We start from the raw sequence: 18,938 nt of genomic DNA on the forward strand, positions 1-18,938 counted from the left end.
ACACGCGGCGATGGCCACTCTCCCCGCCAAGGTCGAAGCCGGCAGCAGCAAGGGCGGCCTGCGCCAGCTCAACGCGGTCGACGAGGTCGCGGCCCTGCTGCTGGCCATGGGCAAGCCGGCCGCGGGCCGCCTGCTCAAGTACTTCGAGCCCGACGAGATCCGCCTCATCACCCGCTCCGCGACCCAGCTCGGCGCGGTGAGCTCGGTGCAGATCGACAGCATCGTCGACACGTTCTCGGGCGAGTTCTCGGCCGGCGGCAGCCTGATCGGCACCCTGCAGGAGGTCGAGAAGCTCCTGACCGGGCTCCTGCCGGCCGACCAGCTCTCCGACATCCTGGCCGACCTGCGCGGCGACGTCACCCGCTCGGTCTGGGAGCGGATGTCGGGCGTGTCCGAGAGCGTGCTGGCGAGCTACCTCGTCAAGGAGCACCCGCAGACGGCGGCCCTCGTGCTGTCACGGATCAAGCCGGCGGCGGCCGCCAAGGTGATGGCCCACCTGCCCGAGGCCCTGCGCAACACGATCATGCGCCGGATGCTCACCTTCAAGCCCGTGGTCGACGAGATCCGCCAGACCATCGAGAAGGCGCTGCTGGAGGATTTCCTCATCAACGGCTCGCGCAACTCCGGCGCCGACACCCACGCCAAGATGGCCGACATCATCAACAAGATGGAGCGCAACCAGATCGACGCCGTGCTCACGAGCCTCGGCGAGACGCAGCCCAAATCCGTGGAGATCCTCAAGGGCCTGCTCTTCACCTTCGACGACATCGCCCGCCTGGCGCCCCGCGCCCGCACGACGCTGTTCGACGTGGTGCCGAGCGACCGCCTGATCCTCGCCCTGAAGGGCACCGACGCGGAGTTCCGCACCGTGGTCCTCAGCGCGCTCTCCGCCCGCGTGCGCCGCATGGTCGAGCACGAGCTGAACGGCGGCGAGCCGGCCGCGCAGAAGGACGTGCTGGAGGCGCGCCGCAGCATCACCGACCTCGCCATGGAGATGGCCGGGCGCGGCGAGATCGAGATCAACGCGGGAGGCGAGGTTGAGGAGCTCGTCCGCTGAGGGATCGGCTCCGGCCCGCCGTGTCCCGACGGCAGCCCTGACCGCCTGGCCGGACCCCGTCCGTGTCGGATGACAGCGATCCGGAGAGCAAGACCGAGGCGGCGAGCGAGCGCAAGATCCGCGACGCCGTCGAGAAGGGCAACGTGCCGTTCTCGCGCGAGGCCCCCATCTTCGCCTCGATCCTGGGCCTCCTCATCGCCCTGAGCTTCGTCGTGCGCGACGGCATCGGCCCGCTGGTGCGGGAGATGCTGCCGCTGTTCGACCATCCCCGCGGGTTCACCCTGGAGAACAGCCAGGACGCGGCGATGCTGTTCCAGGCCACCGCCTTCGCGGTGGCGAAGTTCCTGATCCCGATCCTGGCGATCCTGGCCGTGTGCGGCCTGTCCGCCTCCCTCCTCCAGAACGTTCCGAGCCTGGTGGGCGAGCGCATCCGCCCGCAATGGTCGCGGATCTCACTGGCCAAGGGCTGGGGACGGATCTTCGGAAAGGAAGGGCAGGTCGAGTTCCTGAAATCGGTCCTTAAATTCTTATCGGTTTCTCTGATCGCCCTGCTCCTCCTGCGCTCGGAGGGCAACAAAGCCATGAATGCCATGTTCTCCGATCCGAGCCAGATCCCCGACCTGATCCTGACGGTGGCGATCCGCCTGATCTCGGTGGTGAGCATCGCCACCATCGTGATCGTGGCCGCCGACCTGGTGTGGTCGCGCCTGCGCTGGCAGAAGTCCCTGCGGATGTCCCACCAGGACCTCAAGGACGAGCACAAGCAGAGCGAGGGCGACCCCCTCGTCAAGAGCCGCCTGCGCTCGCTGGCCCAGGACCGCTCGCGCAAGCGCATGCTCGCCGACGTGAAGACGGCCACCGTCGTCATCGCCAACCCGACCCATTACGCCATCGCGCTTCGCTACAACCGCGAGGAGCAGCCCGCCCCCCTCGTGCTGGCCAAGGGCAAGGACCTGCTGGCCCTGCGCATCCGCGAAATCGCCGAGGCGAACGGCGTTCCGGTGGTGGAAGACAAGCCTCTCGCAAGGTCCCTGTACGACAGTGTCGAGGTCGATCAGATGATCCCGGCGGAGTTCTACAGCGCAGTGGCCCAGATCCTGTTCTTCCTGTTCGCAAGGAACCGCTCATGACCGCAGCTTCCCGCTGGGCCGCCGGCGATTCGACCCGAGGCCGTTCCGCCCGTGACGGGGACGCCCACGACGTCGGCTGCGCCACCGAGGACGTGATGGGCGCGGCCGAGCGCGTGTTCGCCACCGCCATCCGGGACTTCATCGCCGAACTCTGCCTGCTCGACGGCGGGATCCTGATCGGCTGGGTCAAGGGCGAGCGCCACGGCAACATCGCCGACCTCGTCGCCTCCTCGGCCGAACCGTTCTTCAAGGAGGCGACCATCGCCTACGCCGACGGAGCCGACATCCGGTTCGACTGGGGCCGTTCCCTCACCGTCGTCCTCGACATGGAGTTCGTGACCAAACCCGTGACGGTGTTCTTCAAGCTCATCCTCGACGGCGTCTACGTCGGCGTCGCGATCCAGCGCATCCTGGCCGACCAGCCCCCGACGACGTTCAACCTCGATGGGTTCGCCACCGCGCTGGCCGATGCGAGGCTGCGTCCGAACGCCGCCTGACCACCCCGGGAGACGGCGGGTCCTCGCGCGCCGCGCTCCGCGCCGCAGGCGGGTCGCGACACGATCCTATGTTAATGACGCGGTGGAGTGCAAAATCCATTGACCGTCCAACCGCCGACCGACAAAGGTAGGCGGCAGGATCGAATCGTGGACCGGACAGGTGAGCGGATGATCAGCCGCCGACCGATAAGATTTCCAGACGTGCAAGGATTAAATCGGGGCGGACCTGTTCTGTCTTCGAGCCGGAGAGACGCGCTCGTCTGACCGGATCGATTTTGACGGAACATCCGAGCCGCGAATCCGATCCACGCCGCGATCACCGATTGTGGACGCGATCCTCCGGCGCCGGGGGCGCCCGGCGATCCAGGGAGGTCGTGGGAAAGGGGGGTCGATCCGGCCACGCGACGCCCACCGACAGACGGTCGAGAAGAACCGGAGAGGTCCCGCGATGTACATACTGGTCGACGCGCGCGAGTCGGTGAACGCCGCGTACAAGGCCAGGTTCGACCAGGAAGGGATTTCCTCGCTCGGGCTGGCACCCGACGAGTTCACCCACTGGTTCCAGGCCTCCTCGCGCAGCGACCGCGAGGCGATCCAGGGTTTCCTGCTGGGCGACTTCGAGGACCGCGCCAAATGCGCGAGCGCGATCCGCCGGATGTCGCGGGCCCCGATCATCGCCCTGTCCGACGTGCGCAGCCTCGACGACACCCTGGTCCTGTTCGATGCCGGCATCGACGACGTGCTGCCCAAGCCCGTCCACGTCCGCGAGATCCTGGCCCGGTCCGAGGCGATCTGGCGGCGGGTGAACGGGGGCGCGCCGCAGCCGGGCGAGGCGCCCCCCGCCCCCGACCGCCTCAGGGTCTATTTCGACGGTCGCGACCCGGAGATCGACGGGGTCGTGCTGGCCCTGCCGCGGCGCGAACGCCACATCCTCGAATGCCTGGTGCGCAACAAGGGCCGCCGCATGACGAAGTCGCAGATCTACAACGTGGTCTACGGCGTCTATAGCAACGGGGTCGAGGAGAGCGTCATCGAGGGGCACGTGAGCAAGCTGCGCAAGAAGCTGAGCACGCGCCTGGGCTACGACCCGATCGAGGCCAAGCGCTTCATCGGCTACACCTTTAACGGCTGAACCGCCCTACTTGCAGAAACCGCGGGCGTTGGGCGTCCACTGGCCGAAGCCCGTGGCGACCATGTTGGCGATCACCCGGCAGACGTACTGCTTCTGGGCCGGGTTGTTGTTGGGGCCGGCGTGATAGCGGGCCACCGCCAGCGTCCAGCTCCCCTCCCGCGCCTTGAGCTCCTTGAGGAAAACCGAAGCGTATTCCACGTTCTGGCGCGGATCGATCATGCTCTCCAGCGAGGCGAACTTCGCCCGATGGTAGTGGTGGTTGATCTGCATGCAGCCCAGATCGACCAGCTTGATGCCGCCGGTGCGCGCCTGGGCGAGGCGCGACACCACATCGGCGGCGTTGGCGCCGAAATAGGCCTTGCCGGCGATGTTCATCGCATAGGGCTGCAGCGAGCCGCGGTTGCCGCTCTCGGTGAGGCCGACCGCGTAGAGCACGCCCAGCGGCACCCCGTGCTTGGCCGAGGCGCTCGCCATCTCGCGCTCGCAGACGTTGGTGGCCGCGGCCGGAGCCGCGAAACTAGAGATAGCGGCCGCTACGGCCAGGACCGGCAGACGTGGCGTCATCGCTCTGGGACTCCCCTCGGTGGGCGGACCGTTCGGTCTCGCGCGGATCGGACTGGCGGCGGCCGGACTGGCCCGGCGCGGCATCGCCGCCCCTGCCGCCCTGCGCCGCGGCATCGGCCCCGCCGCCGTGGCGGGCGGCGTCGCCTGATGCGGTGTCGGGGCGGCCCGAGCCGATGGTGACAACGTCGGGCTGGTAGCCGGCGCTGCGCAGCACCTCGCGCAGCGCGCCGTCGTCGCTGCGCAGGAGCGCTGCCGTCTCCTCGCGGCTGGCGTGCAGGCTCACCTCGAGGGCGTCACCGCGCAGGCGCATCCGCACCACGACGGTGCCCATGTCGTCCGGCCGCAGCTGGATCGTCAGAATGCGCAAGGGCCCGTCGAGGCCACTCGCCGGGCCGGTGGTCGCGGCGGGCGCATGCAGCCGTCCGGCCTCGGCGACCACCGCGTCCGCGACCTGACGCGCCGGATCGGCCGCCGCCGGCATCGCCACGGCCGGCATCGCCAGCGCCGCCACGGGCGTGACCGGCTGGGCCCCCTCGCGTCGGCCCTCGGCGGAGACGCCCGGCTGCAGCACGTCGCCGATGGGCGAGGACGCAAACGACACCGGCGACATCCGGCTCGCCGCGCCGGATGGGTCGGTGTCGGACGCAGCGGCCTCCGCCTCGGGCTCCGCCACAGCGCGAGTGATGATCGGCTGCGGGCGCGCCGGGACGACCACCGGGGCCGGAGCCTGCGCGGGCGGCGACGGGGAGAGGGAGCCGGCCGGGGCAGGCGCTTGGGCGGAAACTTGGGCAGAAACTTGGGCAGCCGCTTGGGCAGGCGGCGGGACGGGGCGTCCGCCATCGACGGCGACCGGCGGCGAGGGGGCGACCGGCGGAGCGATCGAGGCGGTGGCGGCCGGAGGAACCGGCGTCACGGAGGGGGCGGATCCGGGCAGGGCCGCTGATGGCGGGGTCGGGGCGATCGCGTCGGGCACGGCGGATGGCACGGCGGCGGAGGGAGCCGCTTGCACCGCCGCGGTGACGGCCGCGCGCGGGCGCTCGACTCCGGGCGGGGCGACGATGGGCTCGCCATCGGCCTTCGAGGCAGCGGGTTCGACATGGATCGCGGCGGCCTCAGGCGGGGCGTCGACGACCGCCTTGGAAACGGTGAGGGCAGCAGCGGGGGGCGACCCGGCAGCCGTTGCGGGCGGCGCCACGGCGGTCGGGGCCGCCTGCCGCGCGGCCTCCCCGACCGCATCGGACGCGGTAGGCCGTTCCGCCATGGCGGGATCACGCGGAACGGGCACGGCCACCGGCCGATGCTCGGTCACGGTCGGGTCAGCCACGGCAGGCGGCGCGGCAGCCGTGGCAGATGGCGCGGAAGCCACGGCAAGAGACGCGGCAAGAGACGCGGCAGCCGTGGCAGGCGGCGCCACCGGAACCGGGGCGGCCTGCGGCCGACCGTCGAGCGAGACGGGCCGCTCGGCCTCGATCGCGCGAGCCGGAGAACCGGACGCGATCTCGGCCGCGAGGGAGCGGTCGGTTCCGGCCTGGGGGAGCATGGGAGTTGGATCGGACACCGGGGCGACCGGCGCCACACCGGCCGGAATGGCGCTCGCCAGCGGACCGGGACCGGCCGGGGGTGCGTTCGCGGGACGCGCTGTGGCGGTCGGGGCGACATCCACTGGCGGGCGGGCAGAGTCCGGGGTGGCCGTGACGGCAGCTGACCGCTCGTGGCTGTCGGGATCGACGCCGGGCGCAGGCGGCGTGCCCGTCGCGCCCGGACCGCGCCGTGCTTGAATGCCAGAGGGCTCGGCCGGCGCGGGAGCGCCGGTGGAGGGCGTTCCGGCCGGCGCCGGCGGCTCGCCGTCCGCAACGGCGCGCGCGACGACGGGCATCTCGGAGGCGGCCGGTCCCGGGACCGGCGTCGAGGATACCGGCCCGTCGAGCGGGGAGCGCACCGTGGCGACGGCTTCGGTCGCGACGGGCGGGAGCGAAGCCGCAGCGGTGTCGGACGTGGACGGCATCGAGAGCCGGGACGGCGCGGCGGCCTCATCGCCCGCGACCCGGTCCGCCCCAGCGCGCGCGACCACGGGAGCCTCGCCGGGGCCGGTCGGAGCGGACCGGCCGGCGGCGGTCCCGACGCCCGGAATGGCAACGGTCGCCAGGGCGGCGGCCGGCCGCGGTGTCGCCGGGGCCGCGCCCGGCACGATGGCGGTCTCGGGCCGCGCGGGGGCCGGAGCGGCCACGCCGGAGGTGGGCGCGGAAGTGGGCACGGTCGGGACGGGTCCGGCCGGCGGTGTCGCCGGCAGCGTGCCCAAGAGGCTGACGGGATGCGGCTTGACCGGGGCGAAATGGGTCTCCTGGGCGATCACCGTCACCTGCAGCCGCCCGGCCGGGACCGGGGCGCCGGGAAAGGCCGGCATCGCCCGGTCGGCGGAACGCCCGACGACACTGCGGTCGGCCGCGCCGGGGGTGACCCCGCCGGCGGCAGGCGCGGCAGCGGGCAGCGCCCTGGCGATCCAGGTCGCGATGGATTCGGGGTGGGCCCCGGCCGGCCCTGTCCGGGCCGCCGGCGCGGCGCCTGCCGACTCCAGCGCCGCCAGGATGGTCAGGGCCGAGGCGGCATCGCCCGTGGTCGAGGGGATGGACGGTGGCGCCTCGGACTCGGCCGGTGCGGGCGACGCCTTGGCCTCCCGCTCCGGGTCGCCCGTCACCGCCTCCCCGGCCAGGGACCCGAGCAGGGTTCCGAACGCGGCCGCCGCATCGTCATCGCGGCCGGGCCGGCCGGACGCAGCCTCGACGGCCGGACGCAGGGAAGCGAGAGTCGCGCCGAGGGTGTTCACCGGTCACTCCTGGTCATCAACGCGTCGATCTGCCCGATCGCCCCCTGGGCACGGGCGATGGCGGGTGTGGTGGGAAGGGACCGCTTGGCCGCCGGGGCCGCCTCCGGCGGCTTGGCCCCGAGCGCGGGGACCGAGCGGATCTGCGCGGCCATGGCCAGCGCGGAATCGAGCAGCGCCGCGTCGGCCTCCGCCAGGACCGAGCGGTCGGTCGCGCGCAGGGTCTCGAGGCTGGCCTCGAACTGGCCGTCGACGGCCACCAGCGCCGCCGCGCGGTAGAGCCGCGCGCGCACCGACCAGGCCGAGGCCGCGTCCACCAGGGTGATCGCCCGCTCGGCGGCGAAGACCGCCGTCGCGGTCTTGCCCTGGTCGAGCCCGGCACGGGCCACCAGGAGGTAGAGGTCGCGCCGGCCCTCCGGCTCGATCTCGTCGAGCATCGCCTGGAGCTTGGCGAAGCGGGCGCCGTCGCTGGCGAAGTCGAGGCGGGTCAGGGCGGCGGCGAAGCGCTGGCGGAAGTTGCCGGCGTAGACCGAGTGCCGGAACCGGCGCAGGTACTGGATCGACAGGGCCTCGAACCTGGCGAGGTCTCCCACATGGGCGAGCACGAAGATCTCGCGGCGCAGGGCGCCCTCCTCCACGAGGGTGCCGGGCGCGATGAGACGGGCGAGATCGAGGAGCCGGATCGACTGGGCCGGGTCGTCGCGCGCCGCCAGCGCCGCCTGGGCGAGGGCGAGCTGGGCGCCCAGGCCCACCGGCACGGCGTTCGGGTCGAACTTGGCGAGCAGCGTGCGCGCCTCCTTCTCGCGGCCTTCGAGATAGGCGAGCGCCCCGAGGACCAGGGGCGTCTCCCCCTCCCCGACCTTGCCCGAGCCCATCACCTGGCGCAGCAGGCCGGGGCCGCCGCCGCTCAGGGCGAAGGTCACCGCCGCGCGGATGTTGACCGCCTCGGCCCAGACCTCTGGGGGAAGGGCGACCATGCGCTCCTCGGCGTGCTGCATCAGGGCGCGCTGGCCGTGGAAGGCCTGGGTCTGCCCCTGCGCGATCCGGTCCTGCAGCAGCTGGAGGGTGCGCACGAGTTCGACCGGCACCGTGTAGGGCACGATCGGCAACGGCGCGATGGGCGCCGACCTTACCGAGCCGCCCCCGTGCGAATCGCCGCCGTGGGACTCCGCCGCCACGGCCGATGTCGCGCAGAGGGACAGGACGACGGTCGCGGCGAGGAGGCGACGCGGGCGCGCACTCACTCGGGCCGCCCCCGCAGCAGGATCTCGATGCGGCGGTTCTCGGCCGCCTTGGGGTCGGCCGGGTTGCGCGGCAGGCGGTCGGCGTAGCCCTCGATCCGCTCCAGCCGGGCATCGGCGACGCCGCCGCGCACGAGCATGTAGGACGCCATCTGGGCGCGGGCGGAGGACAGGCGCCAGTTGTCGTAGGTTTCCGACCGGAACGGGCGCGCGTCGGTATGGCCGCGTACCACGATGCGGCCGGGCCGATCCTTGAGGATCCCGGCGATCCGCTCCAGGGCCTTGACGACCTTGGCCTGCGGCTCGGCCGAGCCGACCCCGAACATGCTGAAGTTCGCCTCGTCGGTGAGGCTGATCAGGATGCCCTCGCCGGTGCGCCGCACCTCGGTGCGCGGCGCCGGGCTGGCGGTGCCCAGGCTCGCCAGGGCCTTGGCGATCTCGTCCTTGATCTGCGCCGCGGCCAGGGTCTCGGCGGCCTCGGCCGCATCCCTGGCCCGGTCGGCGGCGAGGGGGGCGGCCTTGGAGAGAGCAGGCTTGACGGGCTCGGCCCTGACCGGTTCGGCCTTGACCGGTTCGGCCTTGGCGGGCTCGAGGGCCGTCTCGCGCTTGACCTCGGGGGCGGCCGCCGGCGGAGCGGCCACCATCTCTGCGACCGCCGCCGGTTCGGCCGGCGCGACCGTGGTGGCGGCCTTGACGGGAGGCGTGACGGGGGCGGTCCGAAGCGGGTTGACCGAACGGGCGTCGAGGCGGCCGTCCTGGGGCAGCGGCGCCACGGTGTTGGGCGCGCCGGGCGCTTCGGCGCGCATCTTGGCCACCGGCGCCACCTGCCAGTAGAGCGGATCGAACGGGTCGCGCGCGGCCTCGCCGCCGTTGATGCCGGGCTGACCGGCCTCGGTGATGACGCCGTCGGCGGAATCGTTCCGGTCGGGGTCGGCCTCGGCGGCGAGCTTGGCCAGCACCGCGTAGGGGTCCTGGAACAGGGCGGCCTCGCGGGCGCGACTTCCCGGCCCGCCCTTGGCGTCGCCCTTCGCGTCGCCCTTGGCGCCTTCCCCCTTACCCGTATCGCCCTTGCCACCCTCCATCTTGCCGAGTTCGCCCTCGCTCGGGGCCTCGCCGGGGGTGTTGGTCGGGTCGCGCAGGCCGCGACGGTCGAAGGTGACGTCGGCGAGCTTGACCGGGTTGAAGTACTCGGCGATCGCGGTCTTCGTCTCCTTGGTGGTGGAGCCGATCAGCCACAGCACCAGGAACAGCGCCATCATCGCGGTCATGAAGTCGGCAAGCGCGATCTTCCAGGCGCCGCCGTGGTGCCCCTCCTCCTCGTCGCCGCGACGCTTGACGATGATGATCTCGTGGACGCCCTCGGCCATGTCAGCGCGCTCCGACGGCGGCGGCGAGGCGATCGGCCCAGGCCCCGAGTTGGGTCTCGATCAGGGTCTGGTCGGCCCGGACGGTTACGTCGACGGCCTGCGCCGGCGTGAAGGCGACGGTGGCCGACAGGGGCCCCAGCCGCTCGGCGATGGCCTCGAGGAGGTCGCCAGGGCCCTCGACCCGGATCGGGTCGCCGTTCGTCCCCTCGGTGAGGAGCTTTGCGAGCACGCCCGAGAGTTCCTCGACCGCCCGGACGCGCAGGGACGCGGTCACCACCGGCACCAGCAACCGGCCGATGCGCTCGCTCAAGGCCGTGGCCAGGGCCTCGACGGCGCCATTGAGGCCGGCGGCCAGCGCCTCGGCCTCGTGGCGGCACCAGTCGCGGCGGGCGGTGTCGAGGCGCCCGTCGAAGTCCTCGCGGGCCCGGGCGAGGACGGCGGCGGATTCGGCCTGGGCGTCGGCCCGGCCCTGCTCCCAGCCCTTCGCCTCGGCGGCGCGAAGCAGGGCCTCGCGGTCCTCGACGGGAGCCGGCGGCGCGACCGGGGCCGGGGCGGTGCGCAGGAGGAGGGCGAGCCCGTCCTGGGCGCGGGGCGGGGGGGCCGCCGGCGCCACGGAGAAGTCGGGGAGATAACGGGCGATCACCGGTGCCATCACGCGGCCTCCTCACGCAGGAGCCAGCGCTTGAGGATCTGCGCGGCCTGCTCCTCGTCGGCTTCGATCATCTGCTCGAGCCGCTTCTGCGGCGAGCGGTTGAGCTTGTCGGCGAGATCCTCGATCAGGCCGGCGACCCCCGTGGCGGCGGCGGGCGCCGCCAGTTCGGGCAGGCCCGAGGCCGCCGGTCCGGTGAGGGCGCCGGCCGGCGTGCCGTCGGGGTCGAGCCCGCCGGCGGCCAGTGCGGCCACCTGCTCCTGCTCGGCGGCCGGGATCGCCAGGATGGCGCGCATGGCCGGGCGCAGGCCGAACCAGATCAGCAGGCCGGCCACCAGCAGGATGGTGGCGGCGTTGATGAGGGTGGCCGACTGGCGCAGCAGCACGTCGGTGAGGCTCAAGGGCGCCACCGGCTCCAGGGCCTGGCCGTCGTTGACGAAGCCCACGGCGGCGACCTTGACGTTGTCGCCCCGCTCCTTGTTGAAGCCCGCGGCCGAGCCGATCAGCTGCTCGATCTCGGCGATCTGGGCGTCGATGGCGGCCTTGCCGCCCTCGGGACCGGCCAGCGCCGCCAGGCGCGAGCGGTTGACCAGCACGGCCACCGAGAGCTGGCGGATGGCGTAGCCGTCGCTCACCGTCTGGATGGTCTTGGTCGAGATCTCGTAGTTGGTCAGGTCCTCGCGCTTCTGGGTCTCGTTGCTCGAGGTGTCGTTGCCGTCCGAGCGGACGCGCTGGTCGGGCAGGTTCTGCTGGGCCGTGGTCGGTCGCTGCGAGGCGCGGTTCTGGGCGTTCTCGGTCTCGCGCACCGCCCGTGTCGAGCGTTCGACGCGCTGGTCGGGATTGTAGATCGTCTCGTTCTGGACGGTCTTGTCGGTGTTGAGGCGGGCCGCGACGCTGACCTCGAAGTTGCCGACGCCGAGGTAGGGGGTCAGCGTCCGGCGGATGTTGTCCTGGACCTCGCGGCCGAGCGTCTTCTCCAGGCTCGCCATCTTGCCGGTGGCGGCGGTGTTGGCCTCGTCGCCCGAGAGGATGAGGGCGCCGTCGGTGCCGATCACGGTGACGCGGTCGGGCTTCATGCCGGGCACGGCCGAGGCGACGAGGTGGCGGATCGACTGGGCGCCGCTGACGTCGTCGGCGGGCTCGGTGCGCACCACCACGGAAGCCGAGGGCGGCTGCTGGTCGCGGCGGAACGAGCCGCGGTCGGGCAGGACGATGTGGACGCGCGCGGCACGCACGCCCTTCATGCCCTGGATGGTGCGGGCGATCTCGCCCTCGAGCGCCCGGACCCGGGTGACCTCCTGCATGAACGAGGTCATGCCCAGCGAGCCGAGGTCGTTGAACAATTCGTAGCCGGACTTGGAGCTCTGCGGCAGGCCCTTCTCGGCGAGCAGCATGCGCGCCTGCGCGGTGTGGCCGTAGGCCACTAGGACGGAGGCGCCGTCGGCGGCGACGTCGAAGGGGATGTTGGCGTCCTTGAGCACGCCGCCGATGCGGCCGACGTCCTCGCGGCTCAGGCCGGTGTAGAGCGTCTCCTGGGCGGGACGGCTGAGGTAGAGGGCGCCCAGCCCCACCGACAGAAAGACGACGAGGCCGATCAGCCCGAGGGCCGCGATCCGCCGCCCGCCCAGGGCGACGATGTTGTTCCAGAGCCTCTCGGCGTGTTGGCGACCGGACATTGACGGGACTGCTCCTGACGGGCACGCGGCCTGTGCCGCCCTTCTTGCCCGTCAGCCTTGCGCGGAGATTGCGTGGCCCGCCGGGGCCTTTCCGTCGCGTTTCGGCGCTGCCGGCGACGTGCGGGTTCGACCCCGTCCCGCGACCGGTCGAGAACCGAGAAACCTCAGTAGAACGATCGCACCAGCCCGCTCACCAGCATGTTCCACCCGTCGATCAGGACGAAGAACAGCACCTTGAACGGCAGCGAGATCACGGTGGGCGGCAGCATCATCATGCCCATCGACATCACCACCGTGGACACGATCATGTCGATGACGAGGAACGGCAGCGCGATGAGGAAGCCGATCTCGAAGCCGCGCCGCAGTTCGGAGATCATGAAGGCGGGGATGAGGATGCGCAGGTCGATCTTCTCGCCCTCCTCGGCCGCCGGGAAGGTGCGGCTCGCCAGATCCCGGAAGGTCTGGAGGTCCTTGGGGCGCACGTGCGTGGTCATGAACTCGCGGAACGGCTCGACGATCTTGGGGAAGGCCTCCGCCTCCGTCATCCGGTTCTCGCTCAGCGGCTTCACGCCCTCGTTCCAGGCCCGGTCGAAGGTGGGCGCCATCACGTAGAAGGTCAGGAACAGCGACAGGCTCACCAGGAACAGGTTGGCCGGCGTGCTCTGGAGGCCGAGCCCGGAGCGCAGGAACGAGAACGCCACGGCGAACCGCGTGAAGCTCGTCACCATCACGAGGAGGCCGGGCGCCAGGGACAGCACCGTCATCAGCGCGACGAGTTGCAGGATGCGCCCGCTCGCCGCTCCGTTGCCGGCCGGCAGCAGGGCGTCCAGCGCCGGCACGCCGGTGGCGGACTGGGCGGAGGCCGCCGCCGTGAGGAGCGGCAGGGCGGCGAGGGCGAGGAACGCCGGTTTGAGATGTCTCATGAGGCTTTCCATCGATCGACCCCGGTCGATGCCGGCGATTCTCCTCCCCCTCGTGGGGAGGAGTCGGAGGTGGGGGTTGTGCCGCTTGCCGGAGGCGGAGGATCACCCAGCCACCCCCACCCGTCTTCCCTCCCCACGAGGGGGAGGGAGGGTGGCCCGCTACTGGACCACCAGCGATTCGACGATCAGCTCGCGGACCTGGCCCTTGGTGCGCAGCGCCACGCGCTCGTTGAGATCTTCGCGCAGGTGCTGAAGGCCGCTCGGGCCCTCGATCTGGCGGGTGGTGACCGAGCGCAGGTAGGCGGTGATGTCGGCCCGGATCTCGGCGAGCGCCACGTCGGGGCTCGGCACCGCCGCGGTCTTGAACACCACCGAGGATTCGAGCCGCACCCAGGCCTCGTTGGCGTCGGCGAGGTTGGTCACCACCGAGCCGACGCTGCGCAGCGAGAGGTCGCCGGTGTACTTGAGGACCTTCACGGCCTTGTCCTCCTCGTCCTTCTTCTTCTGGTCGACCGCCTTCTCCACGGTGGACTGCAGGTAGAGGCCGAGCCCGCCGCCGGTGCCGATGGCGATCACGCTCGCCACCGCCACGGCGCCGATCAGCGCCATGGCGCCCTTCTTCTTGGGGGCCTCGTCGGTCTTGGCGGCCATCGCGTCGTCTCCCGAGCAGATTTCGCAAACGTGGTCGCCGGTTTTGCGTCGAAAATCTGCGATCCATCGAAGGTCTCAGCAGGTCGATGCGTCGGCGTGCCGAGTGTCAGCCGTCAGAACGGCGCGAGGGTCTCGAAGACCTGCTGGCCGAAGGTCGGGGCCTGCACCTCGCTGATGCGGCCGCGGCCGCCGTAGGAGATGCGCGCCTCGGCGATCTTGTCGTAGGCGATGGTGTTCAGGCGGGAGATGTCGCGCGGCCGCACGATGCCGGCCACCGTGAGGACGCGGACCTCGTTGTTGACCTGCACTTCCTGCGAGCCCGAGATCAGAATGTTGCCGTTGGGCATGACCTCGGTGACGACGGCCGCCACCGAGAGCCGCAGGCTCTCGGACCGGTCGATGTTGCCCGCCCCCTTGCTCTCGGTGGAGGAGCGGATGCCGGCATCCGCCGTGGCCGTGTCCTTGAGCGCCGAGACGCCGTAGCCGAAATCGAAGCCGAGACCCGAGCGCTGGCTGCGCGAGCGGTCGCTGGAGTTGCCGAACTGCGCCTTGTCCTCGATCTGGATCGAGACCGTGATGACGTCGCCGACGTTGCGGGCGCGCGGGTCCTGGAAGATCTCGACGGCGCCGGGCGCCCAGGTCGAATGATAGGTCTTGCGGTTGAGCGAGCCGAAGGTGGTCGGCAGCGCCTCGCGCGGGGCGGCCAGCCCGGTGCCGATGGGGCTGAGCACCGGCGGCTGGCCGAACTCCGACAGGCGGTTGGCGTTGCAGGCGCCCAGAGCCGGCGCGAGGGCGAGAAGGGCGAGGCCGAGGCGGGCTCTGGAGCCTGCGGGTGCCGGGCGGGTCATCAGGATTTCTCGCTTTCCCGGGCCTTCTTGCCCAGATCGGTCATGACGCGGGCGAGTTGCGAGGCGCGGGCGGCCTCCATCTCGCTGAGGATGGCGCTCGCGGTGCGGGCGTTCAGCTTGGTGAGGATCGCGGCCGCGGATTCCTCGGGCATGTTGGCGAGCTGGAGGGCGGCCGCGTCGGGACGCATCTTGGTGTAGATCGCCACCACGCCCTCGTCGGCCTTGGCGAGGAAGGCGTTGCGGCGGGTCAGCCAGGATTCGTATTCGGCGCGCTTCTCCTCGAGCTTCGCGATCCGCTCCTCGACCTGCTTCTCCAGGGTCGCGAGCTGCTCCTTCTGCCAGGCGAAGCGCGCGTCGGCGGCGGCATCGGCGATGCTGGCGCAATAGCCGGATTGCTTGGGTGCGGCCTCGGGCGCACGGGCCGCCTCGACCGGCGGCGGCGGTTCGATCGCCGCGGCCGACCCGGCGGCGAGGACGAGCGCGATGGCGGCAGCGAGGAGGGAGCGCCTGCCGGTCATTGGACGACGAGCTCCGCCTGGAGGGCGCCGGCGGTCTTCACCGCCTGCAGGATCGAGATGATGTCGGTGGGTTTCAGGCCGACCTGGTTGAGGCCGCGCACCAGGGTCTGGAGGTCCGAGCCGCGGATGATGGCGAGCCGGCCCGGCTGCTCGTTGACCGCGACCTCGGTGCGGGGCACCACCACGGTCCGGCCGTTGGAGAAGGGCTCGGGCTGCGACACCTCGGGCGTCTCGGTGACGCGGACGGTGAGGTTGCCGTGGGTGACCGCCACCGTGGAGACCTGGACGTTGCGGCCAATCACCACCGTGCCGGTGCGCTGGTCGACGACGACCCGGGCCGGCACGTCGGGATCGACGGACAGGTCGCCGATCTCGGCGATGAAGCGGGTCTGGGCGATCTGCGCGGGCCGGATCAGCACCACCGCGCGCTGGTCGCGGGGGATCGCCACGCGCTTGCGGAAACGCTGCAGGGCGTAGGTGTTGATGGCGTCGGCCACCAGGATCGCGGTCTTGAAGTCGGGGTTCTTCAGTTCCATCACCAGTTCGGGCAGGTCGCGGAAGGTGCCGACCACCTCGCGCTCGATCAGCGCCCCGTTGGGGATGCGCCCGGCGGTGGGCACGCCCTGCGTCACCGTCTCGGCCGCGCCGCCGGCGGTGAAGCCCGAGACCGCCAGCGGTCCCTGCGCCGCGGCGTAGACGAGGCCGTCGCCGCCCATCAGCGGCGTCATCAGCAGGGTGCCGCCCTTGAGCGACGAGGAATCGCCCAGCGAGGTCACCGTGACGTCGATGCGCGAGCCGGTGCCGGTGTAGGGCGGCAGGTCGGCGGTCACCATCACGGCGGCGACGTTGCGGGTGCGCAGGCGGGCGTCGCGGACGTTGATGCCCATCTTGTCGAGCATCGACTGCAGCGACTGCTCGGTGAACTGGGCGTTGCGCAGGGTGTCGCCGGTGCCTTGCAGGCCGGTGACGAGGCCGTAGCCGACGAGCTGGTTGTCGCGCACGCCCTTGAGGGTGGCGATGTCCTTGATCCGCGTGCCGGCGGCGGCGGGGACGGCCGCGAGGACGAGGGCTGCCAGGACCAGGAGGATGCGGCGCATCACTTGTCCCCGGTGCGGATGCGGCCGTCGGCCATCACCGTGCCGAGGACGATGCGGCCGGTGTCGGCGTTGCGCACCCGGATGAGTTCGCCCAGGCCCCCGTTCTGGAGGGGCGAGCCCACCGTGGTGATGAACAGGCCGTTCTCCTCGAACACGATCTGGGTGGGGGCGCCGCGGCTGACGAGGCGCGGGTCCTCGACGGCGTTGACCGGCACCGGCTCGCCCGGCAGCAGCATCCGCCGGGCGGTGCGCCCGACCATGGCCAGCGGCGCGTCGATGACCGCGCCCCGCGCCCTGAAGGTCTCGGGATAGGCCTGGGAGCGCAGCATCGACTCCTTGATGACGTCGCCGGCGTAGATCGTCACCGTGGGCACCGGCAGCACGAGGTCGGCCGCCCAGAGCGGGCCGGCGCAGAGGGCGAGCCCTGTCGCGGCCGAGGCGAGGCCCCGCGCGATCCGTCCGGTGAGATGTGTCTGGCCCATGGTGGTCGCGCTCTTCATCGTGTGTCCGGCCGGCGGCGAGCCGGGTCCCTCGGCCGGGCGTCCGCCCCGCCGTCCGCCTGTTCGAGGTCTCGGGCGGCACGCATCGAGCGGGCGCCGCCGGTGGGGTGGAGGAGCGGGGCGGCCCCGCCTCAGCGCGGCCGGTGGCCCTATCGGATACCCTTCGCTCAGCGGATGCCCTTCGCTCAGCGGATGCCCTTGGAGACCGTGCCGGCCATCTCGTCGGCGGCCTGGATCACCTTCGAGTTCATCTCGAAGGCGCGCTGGGCGGTGATCATGTTAGTGATCTCCTTGACCGGATCGACGTTCGATCCTTCGAGGTAGCCCTGCTGGATCTTGCCGAAGCTGACGTCGCCGGCGACGCCCACCACCGGCTGCCCGGAGGCCGGGGTCTCGCGGTAGAGGCCGTTGCCCAGGGGCTCGAGGCCGGATTCGTTGGCGAAGTTGGCGAGCGAGAGCTGGCCGATGTTCTGCTGGGCGACCTGGCCGTCGATCTTGGCGAAGACCTGGCCGGACTGGTTGACTACCACGTCGACGGCGTTGGCGGGCAGGAGGATCGCCGGCTCGACGGTGTAGCCCTCCAGCGTCACCAGCTGGCCGGCGTTGTTGCGGTTGAACGAGCCGGCGCGGGTGTAGTTGATCTCGCCGTTGGGGTTGGTGATCTGGAAGTAGCCGCGGCCGTTGATGGCCAGGTCGAGCTGGTTCGACGTGTTGGCGAGCTGCCCCTGGCGGTGGAGGTTGCGGATCGCGGCGGTGCGCACGCCCAGGCCCAGCATGGCGCCCTCGGGCACCGGCTCCTGGCCGGCCTGGTTGGGCACGCCCTGCTGGCGCTCGGCCTGGTAGAGCAGGTCGGTGAACTCGGCCCGCGCCTGCTTGAAGCCGGTGGTGTTGAGGTTGGCGATGTTGTTGGCGATGACCTCGAGGTTCATCTGCTGGGCGTTCATGCCGGTCGCGGCGATGGCGAGTGCTCTCACGGCGGTACTTCCTTAAATCGGCGGATCTCAGATCGGCATGCGGCTGAGTTCGAGGTAGGCGGCCACGACCTTGTCGCGCACTGCGATGGCGGTCTGCAGGCTCTGTTCGGCGGAGAGCACCGCCTCCACCACCTGTTGGGCGGAGGCCTTGCCCTGGATGCCCTGGATGGCGGTGGCCTCGCCGGTCCGCACCGAGGTGCGCACCCCCGACACCAGCTGGGCCATGACGTCGCCGAAGTCCGTGACCGGGGCGGCGCCGCCCACGGCGGGCATCACCGCCCGCTGCAGGGCGGCGGTGCCTTCGGTGCGCGAGGCCGCGCCGGCCCGGTCGAAGGCGGAAATGGAGGCGAGGGCTTCGATCATCGGGGCGGGTCTTCTTTCAGGACTTCAGGAGGTCGATGACGCTGGCCACCATGGCGCGGGCCTGCTTGATCACCTGCACGTTGGCCTCGTAGGAGCGGTTGGCCTCGCGGATGTCGGCCATCTCCACGAGCATGTTCACGTTGGGCATCTTGACGTTGCCCTCGTCGTCGGCGGCCGGGTTGCCGGGATCGCGCTCGATCCGGAACGGGCTCTTGTCGGTGCCGATGGTGTTCAGCTTCACCGAGGCGAGGCCCGCGGCCCGGTCCATGGCCGAGCGGAACGACACCGTCTTGCGCGCATAGGGGTCCGAGCCCGGCTCCGCCCCGGTGGACTGGGCGTTGGCGACGTTCTCGGCGGCGATGCGCAGGCGCAGGGACTGCGCCTCCATGCCGGCGCTGGCCAGGCGCGTGGAGGCGGAGAGCGGATCGATCATCAGCCCGCCCTCACGGCGGACATCAGCATGCGGTGAAACGCCTTCACGATGCCGGTGTTGAGGTTGTGGTCGCGGCTGACCTCGCCGGCCTTGAGCATCTCCTGCTCCAGGCTGACAGAGCTCGAGGTCTCGAGGGCGTCCCAGGCCGCTTCGGCCTTGACCGGCCGCGTCGGAACCGGGCTCTCGGCGGAGGCGACATGGGCGCTCGCCGTCATCGCCAGCCCGGTCATGGAGCCGGCGCGGGAGAGCACCTCGGCGAAGGGCACCACGTCGCGGGCCTTGTAGTCGGGGGTGTTGGCGTTGGCGACGTTGCTGGCGATCGTCGCCTGCCGGACGGCGAGGTGACGGGCCTGCTGCGAGGCGATCTCGAAAAGGTAAACGCCTGTCACCGCCCTGGCTCCGGATGTGATCGTCTTCGATGTGGACCAGTAGGGCGGCAACCTTGTCCGAAGCTGACGGGCGAGGCCGGCGCCGCGCCCAACCTTGACAGGCCGGGG

The 18,938-nt window shown here is 71.6% G+C and carries 20 protein-coding genes; 4 read left to right on the forward strand and 16 right to left on the reverse strand.

Annotated features, from left to right (window positions below):
* Positions 1-10 precede the first annotated feature (10 nt).
* The 4 genes from ASF39_RS10285 (at position 11) to ASF39_RS10300 (ending at position 3,816) form a co-directional block, all read left to right on the forward strand.
* A complete protein-coding gene (locus ASF39_RS10285; RefSeq protein WP_055886965.1) occupies positions 11-1,057 on the forward strand; it encodes a flagellar motor switch protein FliG in 1,047 nt (348 codons plus the stop codon).
* Positions 1,058-1,119: 62 nt separating this feature from the next.
* Positions 1,120-2,187 (forward strand): flagellar biosynthesis protein FlhB, encoded by a 1,068-nt coding sequence (gene flhB / locus ASF39_RS10290; RefSeq protein ID WP_055886968.1) that lies wholly within the window; start codon positions 1,120-1,122, stop codon positions 2,185-2,187.
* The gene (locus tag ASF39_RS10295) at positions 2,184-2,684 is read left to right on the forward strand and encodes a hypothetical protein (RefSeq protein ID WP_244472344.1); all 501 of its coding nucleotides are present in this window, start codon (positions 2,184-2,186) and stop codon (positions 2,682-2,684) included. Before flhB ends, ASF39_RS10295 begins: the two co-directional genes overlap by 4 nt.
* A gap of 448 nt (positions 2,685-3,132) precedes the next feature.
* The gene (locus ASF39_RS10300; protein WP_056283374.1) at positions 3,133-3,816 is read left to right on the forward strand and encodes a response regulator transcription factor; all 684 of its coding nucleotides are present in this window, start codon (positions 3,133-3,135) and stop codon (positions 3,814-3,816) included.
* Between the two features lie 6 nt (positions 3,817-3,822).
* On the opposite strand, the gene ASF39_RS10305 is transcribed toward ASF39_RS10300, so the two are convergent.
* The 16 genes from ASF39_RS10305 to flgB all read right to left on the reverse strand — a co-directional run bounded on the left by ASF39_RS10305 (position 3,823) and on the right by flgB (position 18,830).
* Complete coding sequence (locus ASF39_RS10305) at positions 3,823-4,380, reverse strand: transglycosylase SLT domain-containing protein (RefSeq protein WP_055886974.1); 558 nt, start codon at positions 4,378-4,380, stop codon at positions 3,823-3,825.
* Positions 4,334-7,204 (reverse strand): flagellar hook-length control protein FliK, encoded by a 2,871-nt coding sequence (locus tag ASF39_RS10310; RefSeq protein ID WP_056283376.1) that lies wholly within the window; start codon positions 7,202-7,204, stop codon positions 4,334-4,336. Before ASF39_RS10310 ends, ASF39_RS10305 begins: the two co-directional genes overlap by 47 nt.
* On the reverse strand, positions 7,201-8,445 hold the full coding sequence (locus tag ASF39_RS10315; RefSeq protein WP_082494473.1) for a chemotaxis protein MotC: 1,245 nt from the start codon (positions 8,443-8,445) through the stop codon (positions 7,201-7,203). Before ASF39_RS10315 ends, ASF39_RS10310 begins: the two co-directional genes overlap by 4 nt.
* The gene (locus ASF39_RS10320) at positions 8,442-9,809 is read right to left on the reverse strand and encodes a MotB family protein (protein WP_055886980.1); all 1,368 of its coding nucleotides are present in this window, start codon (positions 9,807-9,809) and stop codon (positions 8,442-8,444) included. Before ASF39_RS10320 ends, ASF39_RS10315 begins: the two co-directional genes overlap by 4 nt.
* 1 nt (position 9,810) lies before the next feature.
* Positions 9,811-10,461 (reverse strand): hypothetical protein, encoded by a 651-nt coding sequence (locus ASF39_RS10325; RefSeq protein ID WP_056283379.1) that lies wholly within the window; start codon positions 10,459-10,461, stop codon positions 9,811-9,813.
* A complete protein-coding gene (gene fliF / locus ASF39_RS10330; protein ID WP_056283382.1) occupies positions 10,461-12,134 on the reverse strand; it encodes a flagellar basal-body MS-ring/collar protein FliF in 1,674 nt (557 codons plus the stop codon). The genes ASF39_RS10325 and fliF overlap by 1 nt, the downstream gene beginning before the upstream one ends.
* A 164-nt stretch (positions 12,135-12,298) precedes the next feature.
* Positions 12,299-13,069, reverse strand: coding sequence for a flagellar type III secretion system pore protein FliP (gene fliP, locus ASF39_RS10335; protein ID WP_056283385.1), 771 nt, complete (start codon positions 13,067-13,069; stop codon positions 12,299-12,301).
* Between the two features lie 147 nt (positions 13,070-13,216).
* Complete coding sequence (locus ASF39_RS10340; RefSeq protein ID WP_056283386.1) at positions 13,217-13,708, reverse strand: flagellar basal body-associated FliL family protein; 492 nt, start codon at positions 13,706-13,708, stop codon at positions 13,217-13,219.
* 113 nt (positions 13,709-13,821) lie between these two features.
* Positions 13,822-14,556: a flagellar basal body L-ring protein FlgH gene (gene flgH, locus ASF39_RS10345; protein WP_056283390.1), complete on the reverse strand. Its 735-nt coding sequence runs from the start codon at positions 14,554-14,556 to the stop codon at positions 13,822-13,824.
* Positions 14,556-15,074, reverse strand: a complete 519-nt coding sequence (locus tag ASF39_RS10350) for a MotE family protein (protein ID WP_056283393.1) — start codon at positions 15,072-15,074, stop codon at positions 14,556-14,558. The genes flgH and ASF39_RS10350 overlap by 1 nt, the downstream gene beginning before the upstream one ends.
* Positions 15,071-16,171, reverse strand: coding sequence for a flagellar basal body P-ring protein FlgI (gene flgI / locus ASF39_RS10355; RefSeq protein ID WP_056283395.1), 1,101 nt, complete (start codon positions 16,169-16,171; stop codon positions 15,071-15,073). The genes ASF39_RS10350 and flgI overlap by 4 nt, the downstream gene beginning before the upstream one ends.
* Entirely contained in the window at positions 16,171-16,671 is a 501-nt protein-coding gene (gene flgA, locus ASF39_RS10360; RefSeq protein WP_244472345.1) for a flagellar basal body P-ring formation chaperone FlgA, read from the reverse strand. Before flgA ends, flgI begins: the two co-directional genes overlap by 1 nt.
* A gap of 185 nt (positions 16,672-16,856) precedes the next feature.
* Positions 16,857-17,645: a flagellar basal-body rod protein FlgG gene (gene flgG / locus ASF39_RS10365; protein WP_055887005.1), complete on the reverse strand. Its 789-nt coding sequence runs from the start codon at positions 17,643-17,645 to the stop codon at positions 16,857-16,859.
* 27 nt (positions 17,646-17,672) lie between these two features.
* Entirely contained in the window at positions 17,673-18,008 is a 336-nt protein-coding gene (locus ASF39_RS10370; RefSeq protein ID WP_055887008.1) for a flagellar hook-basal body complex protein FliE, read from the reverse strand.
* 16 nt (positions 18,009-18,024) lie between these two features.
* Entirely contained in the window at positions 18,025-18,441 is a 417-nt protein-coding gene (gene flgC / locus ASF39_RS10375) for a flagellar basal body rod protein FlgC (RefSeq protein ID WP_055887010.1), read from the reverse strand.
* Entirely contained in the window at positions 18,441-18,830 is a 390-nt protein-coding gene (gene flgB / locus ASF39_RS10380; RefSeq protein ID WP_055887014.1) for a flagellar basal body rod protein FlgB, read from the reverse strand. The genes flgC and flgB overlap by 1 nt, the downstream gene beginning before the upstream one ends.
* Positions 18,831-18,938 lie beyond the last annotated feature (108 nt).

The organism is Methylobacterium sp. Leaf108 (genome assembly GCF_001423265.1).
Classification (GTDB): Bacteria; Pseudomonadota; Alphaproteobacteria; order Rhizobiales; family Beijerinckiaceae; genus Methylobacterium.